Source organism: Paenibacillus sp. S150 (assembly GCF_019352175.1).
Taxonomy (GTDB): Bacteria; Bacillota; Bacilli; order Paenibacillales; family Paenibacillaceae; genus Paenibacillus_AQ.
Genome location: NZ_JACBYI010000002.1, coordinates 110,740 through 129,375, shown reverse-complemented (window position 1 = coordinate 129,375; position 18,636 = coordinate 110,740). Strand labels below are relative to the sequence as shown.

Sequence of the window (18,636 nt, the reverse complement as noted above, 5' to 3'; positions counted from 1 at the left end):
ACTTCCCGGAACACAAAAAGCCGCCGGAATCAATCCTTCCGGCGGCGTCTCACAAAGCTCTCCATGCCTTTTCTGGCAAAGATAACGCTGTAAAAGCGAAAAGTACGGCTTCCCCTGGAACTGGAGAGACCGGTTTTCCGTGCGCGGCCCGGGTGCAGCAAATACATTCACCGCAACAGGCACACGCAAAAAGCCGCCGGAACCGATACGGTTCCGGCGGCTCTAAAAGGCAACATAGAGCTTACCCGCTAAGCTGCACTCCTTACTCTGCAGCCGCTGTTCCCGGAAGACACGTATCCTGAGCAGTAATAACCGATACCGAAACCATCGTATAAACTGTCATAAGACATCGTCTCCTTCCGAACTAATATGCTGTAATAATATACGGAGCTGCAATCTAATGTCAACCTGCAATCTACAAACGGTTATAAAATCGTCTTCAGCTCATCCAGCTCGTGAATCGTTTTCCATGGACGGGCATCCAGCCCCTCATCCCAAGTATGATTGCGTTTCAGCCAGATGGTCTCCATTCCGGCCTTGGCCGCTCCCCATATATCATTCACCGGATGATCCCCGATAAACAGCGTTTCTTCTGCGGCAAAGCCCAGACGCCGAAGCGCCAGCCGGTAAATATCCGGATCAGGCTTGCTGATTCCGGCTTCCCCGGAGATGACAACCGCCTTGAAGTAATGGCGAAGCCGGAGCAGATCAATTTTGCCGTCTTGGATATCCTTTTTGCCGTTCGTGACCAGCCCCAGAGTGTATCCGCGCTCCCGGCAATACTCCAGAGTCTCCGCAGCATGCTTCATGGGCGCTCCATGTCCGATATATGTCTTGTCGTAATAAGCCCGGATATCGGCCGCAGATACTGCCTGCCGCCAGGGCAGCACCTCACTCAACTCAGCAAAAAAACCGTCTTTATCCCGGTATCCGTCCGCATCCCTGACAATGATATCCCGCACAACGCGCTCCGCTTCTTCAGGCTCCAAATGTCCCATAAAATCCTGCACGAATTTCTTGCTGAAGCTGCGGAAGGTATGGTCGCGGTCCATTAGCGTGTTATCCAGATCAAACAGCAAGGCTTGTACTTTTTTCATTCCCAGTTCCCCTTATACCTTGAATTTCATTCCGTGGCCAGTTAGAAATTCATTGTACTATGGGTGATTGCGCAAAGAAAAGACCATTCCCGTAAAAGAGGCCCTGGCTCCTTCACGCTGAACAGTCTGCAGAATTATGGATCGTTATTCAAAATGCTCCGGCCGATGCGTTAGCATCATCTCTTCCTCGGTAATATACAGGGGAAAAGGCGGCGTTTCCTTCAGATACCGTTCACTGGCGAGCAGCCGGTAATGCACCTCTGGCAGCCAGGCATCCTCAACAAGCGGAAGCTTGCCGGTATCGCTGATGTAATTATCTACTGCCGATTGGACCATATCCAGATAATAAGGCACGAGCTTGTCAGCTTCCTCAAAAATTTCAAAGGTTTCGCGGGACATGTAGAATTTCTGCTGCGGCACACCGCCCAAATAACGTTTGAGCCGGCTAAGGTCTATGCTCTTATCCTCCATAATCAGGGCGGTCCGGTTAATGGGAGCGGGCATATCTTCTTCAAATTGCCTTACAGCCTGCTTGATCTGCGGCAAGGTAACTGTGAATTCGACAGGTGGCGAATTTTTTTTGGCGCGCTTGAATATCATCCTGAAAGTCTCCTTTCGAAGCATTTGTCAGATAACGCTTACAATTCCATTTTATTCGTTAATCAGACATTTAATCAGCTTGCCTTTGTTTTGTCACAGAAAATCCCTATTCTTAAGACCATTATTTGACATTTTCCCAATGCGTCCACATCTCCGGCGGGTTCAGTTCATATTTATCATTCTGCCGGTACATGAATTGATGCATAATGAACTCGCGGCGAATGGTGGCGCAGTCTTCGTGGAACGGCTTGATGAATTCGTTGATTTCTTTTTCCGTATAGACAACACCCGGTTCCAGCTTCTCGACTATATATTGCAGCGCGATCAGCTTCTTCTTGTACTGTGCGGGAATTTGCCGCAAGTGCCCGTCTTTGGCGAAGAAATTGCGCAGCACCGAATCCTTCAGGCCCGCTTCCGGTGATGCCTGCTCCATATCTTCCACCCCCTTAGCAAAAATAAACTTCAGCGAAGCTTCCGAGCCTGCCTGGATAAATTCGGGATTAAGCATAAAATAGACCGTGTTCTTGTCTCTTCGCTCCTTAATCAGTGCGGCTTCCCGCAGTTTGGCGGCATGATGCGTCACGGTGGGCTGGGACAGATTCAGCTTTTCGGCCAAGGCCTGCCCGTGAACTTCCCCTTGGGACAGCAGCAGCAGAATCCGCAAGCGGGTTGGATCAGACAAAGCTTTGTGATAATTGACAATTTTCTCAAGCTGCAATGAAGGTCACTCTCCTATAAATACAAGCGGAATCCGGAAAATCAAATAATTGCGAGTAATTTAGATATATATCTAATTATATACCATTCAATGGACCTGAGCAAGTTGATTTCACCCGAATAACGGGGAAGAATGGCGAAAATTTTAAATTTGGGGTACGCTTTATAGAAAATGCAAGTATTATCCGGGAGGCTCAAAGCTTAATGAAAGATGTGATCATTATCGGTGCCGGCCCCTGCGGTCTTTCGGCTGCCATTGAATGCCGGCGCCAAGGGTTGTCCAGCCTGATTGTCGAAAAAAATTTCATTGTCCATTCCATTTATCTCTACCCGACCAACATGCAGTTTTTCAGTACAACCGCCCTGCTGGAAATCGGCGAGGTTCCCTTTACCTCGCCCAACGACAAACCGTTCCGCCATGAGGCGCTTGTCTACTACCGCCGCGCCGCCGAGCAGCACGGTCTGGAAATTGCCGCTTATGAGGAGGCCCTGTCTGTCGAGCCGCTTGGAGACGGAGGCTTCGCCGTACATACCCGTAACAAACGCGGGGAAAACCATACCCGCACGGCCGCAAACGTAGTAATATCCACAGGCTATTTCGACCAGCCCAACCTGATTGGGATTCCAGGCGAGGAGCTTCCCAAGGTAACCCACTACTTCGGTGAGGCCCATCCATATACCGGCATGAAGGTTACCGTAATCGGCGGCAGCAATTCCGCAGTGGATGCGGCGCTGGAGCTGGTACGCGTGGGAGCCGAAGTGGATATGGTATACCGAGGAGCGAGTATCTCCCAGAATATCAAGCCCTGGGTGCGCCCGATCTTCGAGAGCATGGTGCTGAAAGAAAAAATTGTTCTGCATCTGGAGTCAAGGGTGACGGAAATCACACCCGGCTCGGTGATTATCTCTAAGCAGGACGGCAAAGCGACTGAGCTGGATAATGATTTTGTGCTGGCATTAACCGGCTTCAGACCCAGCAGGACACTGCTCTCGTCCGCCGGTGTGCTGATGGGCGGGACCCAAGACAAACCGGCCTTCAATCCTTCCACCATGGAGAGCAATGTGCCCGGACTGTACATCGCCGGTGTAATTGCGTCCGGACGCAACGCCAACGAGGTATTCATTGAAACCGGACGCGGACACGGCAAGCTGATTGCAGACCATATCATATCCGGGCGGCTGGACCAGTAACCGTCAGCTTCATGAAACGCCGCTATCATTCATAACCTAAGAGCCACAGCCCAATAGAGAAAAAGGAGTGTGCCGCCTACTATGGATATTACCTCTTTACTGCTGCTCGGTTTTGCCGCACTGGGCATTATCAGCAGAAACTCCCCCGTAACCATTGCCATGGTCGTTCTGCTGCTGCTGCGTGTGCTGGGCCTGCAGCAGACTTTTCCATGGCTTGAGAAGTACGGGCTGACGGTCGGAATCATCATTCTGACGATCGGCGTAATGACTCCGCTGGCCAGCGGCAAAATATCGCTGGATATGATCTGGCGCTCCTTCCTGCACTGGAAATCGCTGGCCGCGATTGGCATCGGCATCCTTGTCGCATATCTTGGGGGCCGTGGAGCGGTGCTGATGGGCAGCCAGCCCACCATTGTTGCCGGCCTCTTAATCGGGACGGTGCTGGGCGTGGCTTTTTTCAAGGGCGTTCCGGTGGGGCCGCTTATCGCCGCAGGAATTCTGTCTCTGCTGATCGGAAGAGGATAGCGCCGTGTTGATTGGGCACTGTTGACATTTGCGCTCCACAGTGTTTTTATATTTTTAAGTCCATAAGCACACGTTCAACTCTATAAGTCTGTACTATACCACCTACTGCCAACAAAAGCGCCGCTGTATAACCGAAACATAATGCTTGCAGGCGTAACCAGTACGATAGCAGTACCCGAACTTCAGGAGGATAACGATGTCCAGACAATTTGTGACAGAAGCCGTCATGATGGCGATATACGGCCAGCTTCTCGTTCCGCGGAGCCCCGTGGAATATATAGTGCCTTATACCACCGTGATGGAATTATACGAACTGCGGGACAGTGACGAGCCTCTCATGAGCCATGCAGAGGATGACCAGCATGTGAAGCTCAAAATTCGCGAACTCATAGCTTATTTCGAGGAGCCGCTGAATTCCAAAAAGATCAACCGCTGCCTGAACGTCCCCTGGGCCAAAAGCTCCGGCATTCTGCTGGGCGGCCAGGCTCAGATCACCATTATCAACAGTGTGGACAACGCAACGTACGGAGAAACGTTCGACCCGATTGAAACAGAGCTGCTGCTTGCTTCCCAGCGGGAAAAGGTGCCGATTCTCACCGATCAATTCGAGCTGATCCAGCGCATCATTGAAGGCGGCGTGCCTGTTCAGGTATACGATATTGATGATTTTGATTTCGCCATGGAGGAAGAACCCTTCCGCAGCTCGCACTAATGCCGGCGCAGCTCTGGCGGGCTTGTCCCGCCGGGCCGCACACAAAATAACCCCGCAAAGTGGGGCTTTGGCTTCGATGATGACTCAGGTACTTTGCGGGGACCCCAAAACAGATAAATTTTTATCTTTCAAGCAGAAACGGCTGCGCCGTCCTTGACCGGGCAGCGCAGCTGTTTGCTTTCAGTTGTAAGGCTGGCTGCTGAAGCCAGGCGGGGAGCCAAGTATAAAAGGAGTCACCTCGTATTCCCCCAGCCGCTTTTTCGCAAGGGTTAGCGGGAAAAAGGTTCCCTAATCGATCCGTTTCTCTCCCTTGCAGAGGAATACGCCTACATTAAGATGAACTTGAACCATTCATCCAAAGGGCAGCCGTTTTAGTAGTAAAAAGGGTAATTAATCCACCGCATTCGGATCCTGGAACATCCCTAGTGGGAAAAAGTACAACTAATCCGGCTGAAATCAGCCATATGGAGGAAGTGGGCCTCTATTAAGTATACAAAATCCCACTAAAGCCCGTTCAAGCCAGAATTCCAGCCCATTAGTGTTACTTTTTACACTTCGCTTCAGTCCCCTATGAATCTCCTCCTTGCGTTCCATCAGCTTGTTCTGGTTCGCCGGTTCCATTCCTATACATTAAGTTTCTTTATTGTGTTTTTTAAAGATGACAGAACCGCCTCCCGCTTAAACAGCGGAGCGGACGGACCCGCGGAACAGCGGCAGCGGCCGCCCGGGTCTCCGGATTTTCACCGCTAAGAGACTGCGACGAAATAAAGTACCGCTACATTGTTGACAAAACTCCCAAAACCGTGGAGCTTTTGTCAACAAAAGCGGGTACTCATTTCCTCGCAGCTCCTAAGGGGAATGAAATAAATCTGGAGAGCACAGCGACCCGGACAACGGTCCGTTCGCGGAGCGTCCACTCCAAAAGCCTTTGTATATCCTACGCAAGTGGAAACGGCTTTTGCCGTCCTTATAAGGGACGGAGTGTTTCAGCGAGTAACAGAAGGATAATTGAGTGTGCCAAGCATATAAATTTTTATATTCCAAAAAAAGCCCTGCCTCACGGCAAGGGCTTCTTAATTGTCAGTCTGCCGCCGGCTCATTCCTTCACGCCGCCGGCTACCGGCTCAGGCTCATACACATACTCAATATCATCCTCGGCGTCCAAATACACAATGGACAGGCCATAGCCTTCCATATACCAAAGATCCTGCTCCTCCATATAAAAAACAATTCCCGACTGCTCTGTCTGTACAGCGGGTCGGCCGGGCGGCTCATTGGCAATCCCCAGCGAGAAGCCGGGATGCAGTCCCCCTGCAGAGCTGTAGCGGGGAAACAAACGGATATATGCCCCATCCTGCAGTGAAAGCTCCCGCTTAAACCAGGCGGCGGCATCTTTGCTGATTAACATTTTCATCTCTTTAAGCACCTCCCGTATCTTCTAATCATACTGAAATTATAGCGATATTCCAAATCATTTTAGCGGATACCCTTCTACAGCTTATTCGCACTTTGTTCAAAATTACATTTGACAATTCTTCAGGCCGGGTGATAAACTCGGAACATAACGAAGCGTCTTCAAGTTATTACCAAAATTAGTGAAAGGGGTGAGCGCGGTGTTTAACCTTGTACCTGTATATTTCTTAACCATTGTCGGCACGCATACACAATTGAATACCGAAGCAGCCCCGGCAGTGGAAACCTCCTAAGCCTCATGCGTGTTACGCATACCGCTTGAATTCAGGTTTGGCGAGTTAATTCCATGTCTCCGTGCTGCATCACAGCACCGTGGACATGATAGCTGATGTAAATTACAGGCATATCGTCCGTTATCGGATGGTATGCCTTTTTGTATGCCGGCAACGGTTGCCACTTTCATTACTGCTCCAGAGTCAAGACCATAATACAAATTAGCCGACAATCATTTCATCACGAAAGGAAGGGATTTCCCTTGTTCTCCGTTCTACGCAATCTCGGCTGGTTTTTCCGCCGCGAAAAGAAACGTTATGCCATTGGACTTATTTTATTGATTGTAGCCGGGGTTCTGGAGCTTCTGCCTCCCCGCCTGCTCGGCAACGCCATTGACGATATTGTCAGCGGCTCGATCACCGCAGGCTCACTCATGAAATACATCGGCATGATTGTTCTCATGCTGCTGATTATCTATTGGATCACCTACATATGGATGCATAAGCTGTTCGGCGGGTCCAACCTGGTGGAGCGCCTCCTGCGCTCCCGCTTCATGAATCATCTCATGACCATGACCCCTTCGTTCTTCGAGCGCAACCGTACGGGTGATCTGATGGCCCGCGCCACCAACGATATCCGGGCAGTCTCGGCAACCGTGGGCTTCGGGATGCTTACCCTCGTTGACTCGACGATTTTTCTCAGCGTGGTACTGCTCGCCATGGGCTTCCTGGTCAGCTGGAAGCTGACCCTTGCCGCCGTGCTGCCGCTGCCGCTGATCGCGGTCGCCATGATCTTCTACGGCAAAGCGATTCATGACCGCTACAGCCTGGCCCAGGATGCCTTCGGCGATATGAACGATCAGGTGCTGGAGTCGGTATCCGGTATCCGCGTCATCCGCGCCTATGTGCAGGAACGGCATGACGAGAAGCGTTTCAGCAACATTACGGATGATGTGTACCGCAAGAACATGGCCGTAGCGAAGGTCGATTCCTTCTTCGAGCCAACGATCCGGCTGTGCGTGGGACTCAGTTACATTATTGCCCTTACCTACGGCATCTATCTTGTATTCCGCAATCAGATTACACTTGGAGACCTCGTCTCCTTCAATATGTATCTCGGGATGATCGTCTGGCCGATGTTCGCCATCGGCGAGCTGATCAACATTATGCAGCGCGGCGGCGCTTCCCTGGAGCGGATCGACGAAACGCTGAACTCGAAGCCGGATGTGCAGGATGCCGCCCATCCGGTTCCTGTAGCGCATCCGGCCTCCATCGAGCTGAAGGACGTAACCTTCCGTTATCCTACTTCGACGATCGATAATCTTAGCGGGGTCAGCCTCTCCCTCACCCGGGGCCAGACACTCGGTGTAGTCGGCCGTACCGGCAGCGGCAAATCAACGCTGCTTAAGCAGCTGCTGCATGAATACCCGGCCGGCCAAGGCGAGATCCTGATTTCGGATGTGCCCATTGGAGAGATTGCGCTGGACCAGCTGCACAGCTGGATGGGCTACGTGCCGCAGGAACAGATCCTGTTCTCCAAATCGGTGCGCGAAAATATCCAGTTCGGACATCACGGGGCCAGCGATGAGCGCATTATGGACGCCATCACGGCAGCGGCATTCCAGAATGATCTGGGCACCTTGTCCGACGGCCTGGATACTCTGGTCGGAGAACGCGGCGTGTCCCTCTCCGGGGGACAGAAGCAGCGTGTCTCGATCTCCAGAGCCTTTATCGCAAATCCCGATATTCTGATTCTGGATGATGCGCTGTCCGCTGTTGACGCACGCACAGAAGCGCGGATTATTGAGAATATCCGTGAGGAGCGTGCTGGCAAAACCACATTAATCTCCACCCACCGCCTGTCCGCCATCGAGCATGCCGATCTGATTGTCGTACTGGACGGCGGACATATTACCGAACGCGGGACGCACCGGGAGCTGCTGGACATGAACGGCTGGTACCGCGAGCAGTTCGACCGCCAGCAGGTGGAGAACAATCTGACTAATGACTAAAAAATATCCAAGTAAGACAGCCCTCAAACCTTAACGCCTTGCATCCGAAGCCAATTTTGCACAAAACGGATTCAGGTTGTAAGGCTCAGAAAACTTTAGGAGGTGTCACCGTTGACACAGAGTACAGGAAGACGCCTGCTGCAGTATGCTTTAACTGCCAGAAAGACGTTTATCGCAGCCCTCCTGCTGCTTACTATCGGCGTGGCCGCCGAGCTCGCCGGGCCGTTTATCGCCAAGAGCATGATCGACAATCACATGCTGGCTATCGAAAAGCCGTACTTCCAGACCTCCTCGCCCGGGGAAGCGGCTGAATATAACAATACCTACTACAAGCGCGGTGACCGCTTTGCTCCGGATGAGGCCAAGGGCCAGGAAATCCGCCTGCTGCAATCGGGCAGAAGCTTTTATTTCATCAACGGGCCGGTCGCGCAGCCTGATGGTGAACGGACCTACCGGGACGGTGCGCTGCATATCCGGCGCGGAGATGCTGAAGCCGTCTACCCGGCCGTGAGGCTGTCGGCGGACGAACTGTTTTCCTTTTACAAGCCGGAGCTTCCCGGAATATATGAGCTGGTGGGCTTGTACGCCCTATTCCTTGTGATCTCCATCTTTGCAGAGTTCGGCAAAACCTACTGGCTGCAATCCTCGGCCAACCAGGTTATCCGCAAGCTGCGGACCGATGTATATGCGCATATCCAGCGGCTGCCGGTGCACTTTTTTGACAATCTGCCTGCGGGCAAGGTGGTATCCCGGGTGACAAATGACACAGAAGCGGTCAAGGATCTGTTCATTGCCGTATTATCCAACTTCAGCACAGGGATCATCAATATTATCGGCGTCTACGCGGCCCTGTTCCTGCTGGATGTACGGCTCGGCCTGGTCAGCTTGTTCATCGTGCCGGTTCTGGTTCTCTGGATCGTGCTGTACCGCAAAATCGCCACCAAATACAACACGATTATCCGCTCGCGCCTCAGTGAGATCAACGCCATTATCAATGAATCGATTCAGGGAATGTCGATCATCCGTATATTCCGCCGCCAAAAGCAGAGTACAGAGGAATTCGAGCACCTGAATGACGACTATCTGAAATATCAGAATAAAATGCTGAATCTGAACGCCTTCACCTCCCATAACCTGGTGAACTCGCTGCGCAGTCTCTCCTTTGTGCTGGTGCTGTGGTATTTCGGCTTCGGCAGCCTGGGCGGCTCAACCTTCGTATCCCTGGGCGTGCTCTATGCGTTCGTTGATGTGCTCGGACGGATGTTCCAGCCGATTACCGGGATGGTCAACCAGTTAGCCAACCTCGACAGCTCTATGGTGTCTGCAGGGCGCGTCTTTACGCTGATGGATGAACCGGGCGAACCTGTCACTGATGGAACGATGCCGCGCTACAAGGGAAATGTGGTATTCAAGGATGTCTCTTTTGCCTACAAAAAAGAATTCGTCCTGAAGGACATCTCGTTTCAAGCGCGCCCGGGCGAGACCGTGGCCCTCGTCGGCCATACCGGCTCCGGCAAGAGCTCGATCATCAATCTGCTGTTCCGCTTCTACGATCCGCAGCGCGGAACCATCACGATTGACGGCCAGGAGGTTAAAAGCATACCGAAGCAGTGGCTGCGCAGCCACATGGGCATCGTGCTGCAGGACCCTTACCTCTTCACCGGCACCATTGCTTCCAACGTCAGCCTGGGAGACGGGCGGATTTCCCGTGAACGTGTGGAGCGGGCCCTGCGCGAGGTTGGTGCGGACAAATTGCTGGCCCATCTGCCGAAGGGCTTCGATGAGCCTGTTGTGGAGAAGGGCAGCACGCTGTCGGCAGGCCAGCGCCAGCTGATTTCCTTCGCCAGAGCACTGTCCTTCGATCCGGCGATCCTGATTCTGGATGAAGCCACCTCCAATATCGACACCGAAACGGAAAGTCTGATTCAGGAAGCGCTGGAGGTGCTTAAGAAGGGCCGCACCACCTTCATCATAGCCCACCGCCTCTCAACAATCCGCAGCGCGGACCAGATTCTGGTGCTGCACCGCGGTGAGATTGTGGAACGCGGCAGCCATGATGAGCTGATGGCCCTTGGCGGAAGATACTTCCGCATGTATCAGCTCCAGCTCGGCGCCGGCGCCGGAAGCGGATCAGAGCTTGCGGCACCCGCTCCCGTCCAGCTGCCCGGAACGCTTCAGCCGTCGGCCAAACCGGTGTAAATGCGCAGATGAAGCCTCTCGGACCTGCCTGTCCTGCAAGGATGAACCTGCACAGGCAGGAGTTTCTCCCGGAAGGGTTGCTGCATCTGCAGCAACCCGCTGTGCAACCGCAGCAAGCCAGCCCCTGGTGCAGCCTTACGGCATCAGGGGCTTTTTACAATCTTGTGCAGAGAACATTTGTTCTGTATAATGAGGACAATACATACGATCGGAGTGGAGATCATGATTACTTATTCGCTCAGCAAGCAGCAAGCCCGGCTGTTCCTGCTTCAGCATCAGCGGCTCGTCTCCGGCGGCTTGCCCGGCGGCAAGGAGGCGGTCTACGATTATGTCCGCCATGTGGGCTGCATCCAGTATGATCCGCTCAGCATTGCCGGACATAATCACGAGCTTGTGCTTCAGGCGCGGATTCCCGGCTTCGTTCCGCAGCTTGCCTCGGAGCTGCTGTACAAGGACCGGCTGCTGATTGATGGCTGGGATAAGAATATGTCGATCTACTGCACGGAGGACTGGCCGTACTTTCAGCGGCGCAGAGCCATGGCGGCAGAACGCTACCAGGGGAATGAAGCCCTTGGGGCCATGGTGTCGCATGTCAGAAGAAAGCTGATTCAGCGCGGTCCGCTCTCCTCTCTGGATCTTGAGGGCAAGGACAAGATTGATTGGGCCTGGGCTCCGGCGAGGCTGTCACGGGCGGCGATGGAGAGCATGTATTTCTGGGGTGAGCTTTCCGTGCATCACCGGGTGCACACGCGGCGCTACTATGATTTCACTGCGAAGCTGCTGCCGGAGCATCTGCTCGTTGCAGAGGACCCCAACGTGACGCCCGAACAGCATCAGGACTGGTATGTGCTGCGGCGGATCGGCAGCATCGGCCTGCAATGGAACAAATCCGGCGACGGCTGGCTGGGTATCGCCGGCCTCAAGAGCAAGGAGCGGACGGCGGCAATAGAGCGCCTGCTGTTAAGCGGCTCCCTCTGTGAGGTTCGCGTTGATGGCGTGAAGCTTCCGCTGTATATGCGCACATCGGATGCTCCCGTGCTGGAAGAAATATTGCGGCGCGGGGATACCGTTAATCAAGAAAGAGCCAGCGCCGGAGCTGATTTTGCCGCCGTACTGGCTCCGCTCGATAACCTGCTCTGGGACAGAGAGCTGATCCGGCAACTATTCGGCTTCACATACCGCTGGGAGGTATACAAGCCTGCGGCAGAACGGGAATACGGCTATTACGTGCTCCCGCTGCTCTACGGAGACCGTTTCATCGCACGCATGGAGCCGGTGATGGATAAGAAGAACGGCGTTCTGAACATTCTGCGCTGGTGGTGGGAGCCTGACACAGGCTTAAGCGCGGAGATGATCCCCGCGCTTACTGCAGCTTTAGGTTCGCTCGCGGAATGTACGCGGGCATCGTCGATCCGGTTCGCTCCCGGAGTTGCGGAAGATAACGGACTGCTGGGACTGGAGAGCAGCCTCCGGCTGTAACCGGACTTCAATCCCTGCGGGAAGCCTTGCCGCACAACGCTTATATTACGCCGGGGAAGCCTGTGCCGAATTCGAGCTTCCATTCCATATTCAAAGCAAATTTTCCTCTTCAAGCCCCAATTTGCTGTACATCTCGGTGCAGTAGCCCTGCAGCTTGACCTCAAGCCTGCGGGCTTTGTTCTTGAAACGCTTCAGCTCACGGATCATTTGCGCTCTGCCGGCCGGCGTGAAGGTTTCCTGAATACGCTCCTTGAAGTAATCATGGACAATATGATTGCGCTGCTTCCATACCGCCTGCAGCTGGTTGGTTTCTTCTTCCGAAAAAGGGAAGTGATGCTGGATTTCTTTGATGAGCTGGCCGAGTGAATTGCTGAGCTTGCGCTGATACAGTTCCGCAAGATCCGCTTCTGTAGGCGTTTCTCCCTGAGACAGCTTCGTAAGAAGCAGCAGATTGGTCAACTGCTGCTCCAATGCCTGGCAGTAGTAGACGGCCAGACCGAAATAAGCAAACAGCTCTTTGGATTGTTCACTCTCCGGTACGTGTGTATCCTTCATCGTTCCTCCCGTTCCTCTTTCTATATATTATTGGGATACCCAGGATGCCTGAATAGGCTGCTTCCGGAAAGGGTCATACTGCGACCGTAACCTTATTTCCCCTCCTAAAGCTTAATTCGCCGGAACTCCTGCAATTCCCTCTTAAACCAGAGAAATGATTAACGACAAGTGGAAACGGCTTCGCCGTCCTTATAGGACGGTATCCGTTACAGCGAGAAAGATAAAGATAATTTTTAGCGTGAAACATATAAATTCTTATCTTTTAAAAAAACAAAAAACCAGAGCCCCACAGTATGGACTGCCGGAGCCTCTGGCCTTGGAATATACTGCTTGAGCATATTTTAAAGGGAATTAAAAATTGATTTAAGCGTATACCTCCACCGCATCGCTGATCAACCGGCAGGCAATCGCAGTGGCGCGGCAGTCATCAATACATTCCTGGCAGTGGGTATGTACATGCTTGCTGCTCTCATCGGCACAGCGTTCGCAGATTTCCGCACACAGGCGGAGAATTCCCGCAACGAACGGACTCTGACGGGTCATTGCCTGGACGGCGAAGGAACAAATATCCGCGCACTCCCGGTCCAGTCTGATGCTCTCACGGAGCGAAGCGAGATCATATTCTTTCAGGCTTGAGACATAACTATAGTTACAGGCGTTCATGGTTTTGATACAAGCATCGATGCACTCCTGATATTGAATTCGGGTCATAGCCTTTTACCTCCTGCAATTTTTATAGGGTGTATGCCTATGTATTAACCTGCAAGAAAAGGAACGAACCACTCTCCTGAAAGGGAGTGTACAGCTATAGGCTTCTTTTTACAGCAGCCGGCCTTGCCAAAAGACGCTTCTCCAATTGAAGCAGTCTGGTCCGCAGCTCCCGGGAAGCAAAATGCTCTCCGATGAACACCGCCACATCCGGCACTTCGCCCTGGGGGGTGATTTTCATGAAATCCGCTTCCCTGTATGCATACTGAAAGAGAAACCTGCCGGAGGTATCACTGAATGTGACAATCCCTTTCGCGCGGAACACATCCCGGGGCAGCTCCTTAACGAACTGCTCGAATTCCTCACTGTTCACCGGACGTTTGAAATAGTGGGTATAAGCCATCACATGGTCATGGGAAGCATGCACCGTCCCTTCCGCTGCATCGTCCTTATCAACAGGCACGGCCGGTTCCTCCGCCAGCTGCGGCTCACCGTCATCCTCGAAGCGGCCCTCAGTGTGAACACCGCCAATACTATCCAGGAGCTCATCCGGCTCCAGTGCACAACGCACCGCAGGCAGAATTTCGGCATAGGCATTCCATTTGCGCAGGATTAAAGCGGTTTCTTCCTTTTCCTCCACGGTTACGCGGTCTGTCTTGTTCAGGATCAGCACAGATGCGCAGCGGATCTGCTCCTGCATCAGCCGGTATGTCGCCCCTTGCTGTGAACGGTACAGCTCATTCAAGTGAGCGGCATCCACAACGGTGATCAGACCCTTCAGCTCCACCTGCTGATACAGGGAGGTTTCAGTAACCGCATCGACGATCTCCAGCGGGTTCGCTGCTCCGGTAGCTTCAATGACAACCACATCCGGTGACTCTTTCTTAATCAGTGTAGCCAGCTCGGTGCTGAGATCGCCGCGGATGGAGCAGCAGATGCAGCCCCCGAGCATTTCCGCCATTGGCACCGACTGCTCAACCAGCAGCCCGTCCAGATTCACCTCTCCCAGCTCATTCATGACTACCGCAGGCTTGAGCCCTTGGGCTTTCCAGTGGTCCAAAAGACGCTGCAGCAATGTTGTTTTGCCGCTTCCGAGAAATCCCGACAAGATATAAACCGGCAAAGCCTGTTCCACGTTCCATCTCTCCCCACAAAATTCTGCTATGGTAGCGAGTGTACTACAAGTACCGTTGCGGTGCAAGGCATCGGCTCAGTCCGCCCTTTTGCTTGTCTTTGTCCCAGCCATCCCCTATCATGAGGAATATATATCCGATTATGAAGGAGCTAACCCGCATGTCATCCGTAGAGGAACACCGGCGCGAGGCGCCCCAAAGTGTAGCCTGTTATATCGTAACCGTCTCGGACACCCGTACACCGGAGACCGATACCGGAGGCGCGTTGATCAGAACCATGCTTGAAGAAGCAGGATTTGCGGTCACAGGCAGTACGATTGTAAAGGATGATTATGAAGATATCCGCGAGCTGGTCTATAAAAGCTCGGTTCATTCCGGCATCGAAGCCGTTCTGCTGACCGGCGGCACAGGAATCTCCCCCCGTGATACCACTTATGAGGCGGTGGCTTCACTCCTGGACAAAACGCTGCCTGGCTTCGGAGAGATCTTCCGGCTCCTCAGCTTCACTGAGGACATCGGCTCCGCCGCGATTCTCAGCCGGGCGATTGCCGGCACCATCGGCAGCACGGCGGTCTTCTCCATGCCCGGCTCTACTGGTGCGATTAAGCTCGCCATGGAGAGGCTGATCATTCCCGAGCTGAGGCATGTCATGAGGGAGATTTACAAGCGTTCCTAGACAGGGGGTAAGCCCGGCACAGCTCCGCGCCCATTTATCAGCCGGATGGACAAATGAACAAGCAGGCTGGTGTGCTGTGCGTATACTGGCATAAGTCCAACGGCGAAGGAGCTGAATGAAATGAGAAACTGTCCAAAATGCCCAACAGAAACGGTTACAGATCCCCCATCGGTCGTATATGAAGATTATTATCACCCGCAAATCGTGCAGGTGATTCATCCTGTTGAGATCGTCAGACGCCATCACTGTGTGCCAGTTCCCCAGCACATATACACCTACAGTATCAGAGATGAAATTTGCAATATATCCGGCATGCAGCGCAGCAAAAGAAGATAACCGCTTCCTGCCGGATACCTGCCAGACCTTGAAGAAAGAGAACCAGTGATGCAGGCTTGCTGCCGGCTGGTTCTCTTATCTTCTTTATACGGCCTGTAATCGTAGAGCCTCAAGCTTCCATTTTACCGGCGGGCTGTTGGTTCAGGCTGCATAAGGCTGCCAAATCAACCTACGAGCTTTCAGCGGTAAGTGTTCAATACCCGGTCATAGATATCCTCGATCAGCCGCAGCCCCCCGTTGTAACCGGCATAACCGCAGTTCAGAATCAGCCGGTAGGTGACCGGCACGCTCACCGGCAGCAGATCGGCGCTAAGCTCGGAGGCGAGATCACGCTCCCAGCCGCTGCCGAGGAGAAGCGCACGCTGCTTCGGTTTATTTTGCCGGATATCCTCCTGAATGGCTCCCCCGTCTTCCACAAACTCGACCTTGGCTGAGCGTCTGGAAGAGATATTGCGGAACTGCTCCACTATACTTGCACGGTATTCCTCCGGCGTGTTGTCGACGACATACTGCGTTTCAGCAGGCAGAATACCCAGCTCATTCAATAGATATTTGGCAAATCCGACTGCATAGGTTGCATCAAGCATCGTGTAGAACACACGCGGCAGCCCGTAACGGAATTCCAGCATGAAATCCGCTGTCCGTTCAATATGGGCATAAAACTTCCGTTCCTCAGCCTGAATAAAGGCTTCTGCCGCCGCCCTGTCCACGCTGCTGAAATCCGCCACCTCCCGCAGGAAACGCCCGGTTTCCATTCCTCCGACAGGCAGATAGGGAAATTGATAAAAGGGGGTCCCGTATTTGGTCCGCAGCAGCTCCGCGCTTTTCAGTCCGGGCCATGCCGATACTACGATGTTGAACTCCGCTCTGGGGACAGTCAGCCATTCCTCCACCCCGCCGGATTCCGGCCCGAACAGTACATTAGGCTTCAGGCCAATGCCCGCAAGGATTCGCTTCAGCTCCTGCAGATTGCCGATCCAGTAAGGGTCCTGATAGGGAACTGAAGCAAAAACATTGACCAATCCGGGAATGATTTCATTCTTATCCGCTGCATACTTATCTACATACTGGTTCACAATGGCTTGGATGACCAGATCATGGCTGACATAGTTGTTGCTTTTGAAGCCTCCGGTCTCCACATACACCACCGGCTTGCCCAAATCCTGAAACTCCCGGGTCACCTGGCCCACATCATCCCCCACAATGTCGGAGGTGCAGCCGGTAAGCACCACATACAGATCGGCATCAATCACTTTAAAAGCCCCGTTAATGACGCTCCGCAGCTTCCCTTCCCCGCCGAACACAATTTCCGCCTCACTGGAATTCGTGCAGGGAATGGTGCTTCCGCCCGCATATCCCTCTCCCTGGCCGAGAAAGCCGTGGATTTTCGTGCTGCAGCCGGGACCGGCATGGACTACCGGCACCGCACGCTGGATCGCAATCACCGATTGCTGCACACCCAGGGCGCAGGAGTAACGCGGCTGCTCAATATGCTTCGACATGAACGTTGCCTCCCAGGAAAGTATACGGGTTCTGCTCCATCCACCAATTGGTGTAAGGCATCGTGCTGTGTTTGGCGAGGTTCGTCACGAACTCCCGGTTATCCAGGGTTTCCAGAATCCGCTCGGCATAGTTCAGCAGCCCCTGATAGCCCCAGCTGAAATGTTCGTCTCCGATCAGCAGTGTCGGAATGCCCAGCTTGGCTCCCCAATGGGTCATGCCGCCATGGCGGGCAATCATCAGATCGGGGCGGACACGGTTCAGGATATTGGCCAGCTCATAGGCCTGCTTATTGCAGACATTGTAATTCAGAACATCGCCATAGGTTTTGACTGTATGATCCAGCATATCCGCTGCCGGATCGCCATTGTCATACACCGGATCATGATGAAAAATCGCCGCGCCCTGCACGTCGATCCCCAGCTCGCGCAGCAGCGCGATCAAGGCGTGGCCATGGGCTGATCCGGCGGTGATATAGCAGGTCGTCCCTGCCAGCTTGGCCCGGTACGCTTCAAGCTGAGGCAGCACGGCCGCTTTTTCCGCTGCAATGATCTCCTCGATCTCCTGCTCCCGGTCCAGCACCCGGCCAAGCTCGCGCATCCAGGCATCGGTGCCGGCGACACCATAGGCAATCGGTGCTTTGATCTCGGGAACGCCGTAGACCTGCTCCAGGGCAGCGCCCAGATAAGTGCCCAGTGTAGGGCAGATCTGGATCGTCGCCGCAGCCTCAGAGATCCGTTCAAGCTGGGCCACAGTCGAGAACGGCACAATATAATCCGCTTCATAGCCGAGCTTGTTCAGCAGGCCGGAGAAGACATCGCTGCCCCAGAAGTTGATGATATTGACCTTGTTGGTTTTCTTCTGCGGCGGCTTCACGATTTTGCGGACAATCGAATGATAGGCCGAATCGAAGCCGGTGGTCCAGATTTTGGATTTGAAGCCTTCGCAGAAGCAGGTCACCACCGGAATACCCAGCTCTTTGGTCATTTTGTTCGTGACACTCTCGACATCATCGCCGATAATGCCCGAAGCGCAGGAGGTCGTCACAAAAATAGCATTCGGCTTAACCCGCTCATATGCCAGCTTAATGGTGGCTTCCAGCTTCCGGGCTCCGCCGAATACCGTATCCATCTCTTCGATATTCGTATTGAAATAGCGGCCGATTACAGGCGGCAGGTCACGCTCCATCTGGCCCACACGGTAGACGAAATTGAAGCCGAAGAAATCCCCGGCACAGCCTACGGGCGCATGGTTGACCATGGCCGCATCCGTAATCATCGACAATTGGCAGAACGCATTGCCGGAGCTGCAGCCCATGCATTGGCTGAACGAGCGCGACCCGTCCTTCATGCCGCCGTTATTGGAGCAGCTTACCAGCCCTGCCGCTGTACCGGCAAATCCGGTAATCGACCCCAGGCGCAGCTCGCGGACCGGAACCTCGGGGGTGTTCAAGTTTACTTTGCTCATTCTCTTCTCCCTTTCCTGGCCCACTGGGCAAAATAATGATCGGT

Annotated in this window: 16 protein-coding genes; 7 read left to right on the top strand and 9 right to left on the bottom strand. The window is 53.5% G+C overall.

The genetic code is table 11. The features are described from left to right. Nucleotides 1-425 precede the first annotated feature (425 nt). The 3 genes from HYD27_RS03110 to HYD27_RS03100 form a co-directional block, all read right to left on the bottom strand. Nucleotides 426-1,097 (bottom strand): HAD family hydrolase, encoded by a 672-nt coding sequence (locus HYD27_RS03110; protein ID WP_219211399.1) that lies wholly within the window; start codon nt 1,095-1,097, stop codon nt 426-428. Between the two features lie 144 nt (nt 1,098-1,241). Next, a complete protein-coding gene (locus tag HYD27_RS03105) occupies nt 1,242-1,697 on the bottom strand; it encodes a DUF3939 domain-containing protein (RefSeq protein ID WP_219211398.1) in 456 nt (151 codons plus the stop codon). Nucleotides 1,698-1,818: 121 nt separating this feature from the next. Next, nucleotides 1,819-2,415, bottom strand: a complete 597-nt coding sequence (locus HYD27_RS03100; RefSeq protein WP_219211397.1) for a DUF2087 domain-containing protein — start codon at nt 2,413-2,415, stop codon at nt 1,819-1,821. 203 nt (nt 2,416-2,618) lie between these two features. On the opposite strand from HYD27_RS03100, the gene HYD27_RS03095 reads away from it, so the two are divergent. The 3 genes from HYD27_RS03095 to HYD27_RS03085 all read left to right on the top strand — a co-directional run bounded on the left by HYD27_RS03095 (nt 2,619) and on the right by HYD27_RS03085 (nt 4,842). Continuing rightward, nucleotides 2,619-3,605 (top strand): YpdA family putative bacillithiol disulfide reductase, encoded by a 987-nt coding sequence (locus HYD27_RS03095; protein WP_219211395.1) that lies wholly within the window; start codon nt 2,619-2,621, stop codon nt 3,603-3,605. 81 nt (nt 3,606-3,686) lie between these two features. After that, entirely contained in the window at nt 3,687-4,130 is a 444-nt protein-coding gene (locus tag HYD27_RS03090; RefSeq protein WP_219211393.1) for a DUF441 domain-containing protein, read from the top strand. A 196-nt stretch (nt 4,131-4,326) separates the two neighbouring features. Next, entirely contained in the window at nt 4,327-4,842 is a 516-nt protein-coding gene (locus HYD27_RS03085) for an ADP-heptose synthase (protein WP_219211392.1), read from the top strand. A gap of 1,096 nt (nt 4,843-5,938) precedes the next feature. Here the strand turns inward: HYD27_RS03085 and HYD27_RS03080 are convergent. After that, nucleotides 5,939-6,256, bottom strand: coding sequence for a HesB/YadR/YfhF family protein (locus HYD27_RS03080; RefSeq protein ID WP_219211376.1), 318 nt, complete (start codon nt 6,254-6,256; stop codon nt 5,939-5,941). Between the two features lie 534 nt (nt 6,257-6,790). Between HYD27_RS03080 and HYD27_RS03075 the strand changes: the two genes are divergently transcribed. The 3 genes from HYD27_RS03075 to HYD27_RS03065 all read left to right on the top strand — a co-directional run bounded on the left by HYD27_RS03075 (nt 6,791) and on the right by HYD27_RS03065 (nt 12,217). Further along, entirely contained in the window at nt 6,791-8,539 is a 1,749-nt protein-coding gene (locus HYD27_RS03075) for an ABC transporter ATP-binding protein (RefSeq protein WP_219211361.1), read from the top strand. Between the two features lie 111 nt (nt 8,540-8,650). Then, nucleotides 8,651-10,738, top strand: coding sequence for an ABC transporter ATP-binding protein (locus HYD27_RS03070; protein ID WP_219211359.1), 2,088 nt, complete (start codon nt 8,651-8,653; stop codon nt 10,736-10,738). A gap of 222 nt (nt 10,739-10,960) precedes the next feature. Next, nucleotides 10,961-12,217 carry a winged helix-turn-helix domain-containing protein gene (locus HYD27_RS03065; RefSeq protein WP_219211357.1) on the top strand — a complete coding sequence of 419 codons (1,257 nt, stop codon included), beginning with the start codon at nt 10,961-10,963 and terminating at the stop codon, nt 12,215-12,217. Between the two features lie 90 nt (nt 12,218-12,307). On the opposite strand, the gene HYD27_RS03060 is transcribed toward HYD27_RS03065, so the two are convergent. The 3 genes from HYD27_RS03060 to HYD27_RS03050 form a co-directional block, all read right to left on the bottom strand. Then, entirely contained in the window at nt 12,308-12,772 is a 465-nt protein-coding gene (locus HYD27_RS03060; RefSeq protein ID WP_219211353.1) for a hypothetical protein, read from the bottom strand. 363 nt (nt 12,773-13,135) lie between these two features. Beyond that, the gene (locus tag HYD27_RS03055; protein ID WP_219211351.1) at nt 13,136-13,483 is read right to left on the bottom strand and encodes a four-helix bundle copper-binding protein; all 348 of its coding nucleotides are present in this window, start codon (nt 13,481-13,483) and stop codon (nt 13,136-13,138) included. Nucleotides 13,484-13,577: 94 nt separating this feature from the next. Next, nucleotides 13,578-14,615: a CobW family GTP-binding protein gene (locus tag HYD27_RS03050; RefSeq protein WP_219211349.1), complete on the bottom strand. Its 1,038-nt coding sequence runs from the start codon at nt 14,613-14,615 to the stop codon at nt 13,578-13,580. A 158-nt stretch (nt 14,616-14,773) separates the two neighbouring features. Between HYD27_RS03050 and HYD27_RS03045 the strand changes: the two genes are divergently transcribed. Next, nucleotides 14,774-15,289, top strand: a complete 516-nt coding sequence (locus tag HYD27_RS03045) for a MogA/MoaB family molybdenum cofactor biosynthesis protein (protein ID WP_219211333.1) — start codon at nt 14,774-14,776, stop codon at nt 15,287-15,289. Nucleotides 15,290-15,804: 515 nt separating this feature from the next. On the opposite strand, the gene HYD27_RS03040 is transcribed toward HYD27_RS03045, so the two are convergent. After that, on the bottom strand, nt 15,805-17,127 hold the full coding sequence (locus HYD27_RS03040; RefSeq protein ID WP_219211330.1) for a nitrogenase component 1: 1,323 nt from the start codon (nt 17,125-17,127) through the stop codon (nt 15,805-15,807). Further along, complete coding sequence (locus HYD27_RS03035; protein ID WP_219211329.1) at nt 17,111-18,592, bottom strand: nitrogenase component 1; 1,482 nt, start codon at nt 18,590-18,592, stop codon at nt 17,111-17,113. Before HYD27_RS03035 ends, HYD27_RS03040 begins: the two co-directional genes overlap by 17 nt. Between the last annotated feature and the right edge of the window lie 44 nt (nt 18,593-18,636).

Coding starts and splice junctions, on each gene's coding strand:
- HYD27_RS03055 (WP_219211351.1), bottom strand. CDS start 13,483: ATGACCCGAATTCAATATCAGGAGTGCATCGATGCTTGTATCAAAACC.
- HYD27_RS03035 (WP_219211329.1), bottom strand. CDS start 18,592: ATGAGCAAAGTAAACTTGAACACCCCCGAGGTTCCGGTCCGCGAGCTG.
- HYD27_RS03040 (WP_219211330.1), bottom strand. CDS start 17,127: ATGTCGAAGCATATTGAGCAGCCGCGTTACTCCTGCGCCCTGGGTGTG.
- HYD27_RS03110 (WP_219211399.1), bottom strand. CDS start 1,097: ATGAAAAAAGTACAAGCCTTGCTGTTTGATCTGGATAACACGCTAATG.
- HYD27_RS03090 (WP_219211393.1), top strand. CDS start 3,687: ATGGATATTACCTCTTTACTGCTGCTCGGTTTTGCCGCACTGGGCATT.
- HYD27_RS03060 (WP_219211353.1), bottom strand. CDS start 12,772: ATGAAGGATACACACGTACCGGAGAGTGAACAATCCAAAGAGCTGTTT.
- HYD27_RS03045 (WP_219211333.1), top strand. CDS start 14,774: ATGTCATCCGTAGAGGAACACCGGCGCGAGGCGCCCCAAAGTGTAGCC.
- HYD27_RS03105 (WP_219211398.1), bottom strand. CDS start 1,697: ATGATATTCAAGCGCGCCAAAAAAAATTCGCCACCTGTCGAATTCACA.
- HYD27_RS03065 (WP_219211357.1), top strand. CDS start 10,961: ATGATTACTTATTCGCTCAGCAAGCAGCAAGCCCGGCTGTTCCTGCTT.
- HYD27_RS03095 (WP_219211395.1), top strand. CDS start 2,619: ATGAAAGATGTGATCATTATCGGTGCCGGCCCCTGCGGTCTTTCGGCT.
- HYD27_RS03085 (WP_219211392.1), top strand. CDS start 4,327: ATGTCCAGACAATTTGTGACAGAAGCCGTCATGATGGCGATATACGGC.
- HYD27_RS03080 (WP_219211376.1), bottom strand. CDS start 6,256: ATGAAAATGTTAATCAGCAAAGATGCCGCCGCCTGGTTTAAGCGGGAG.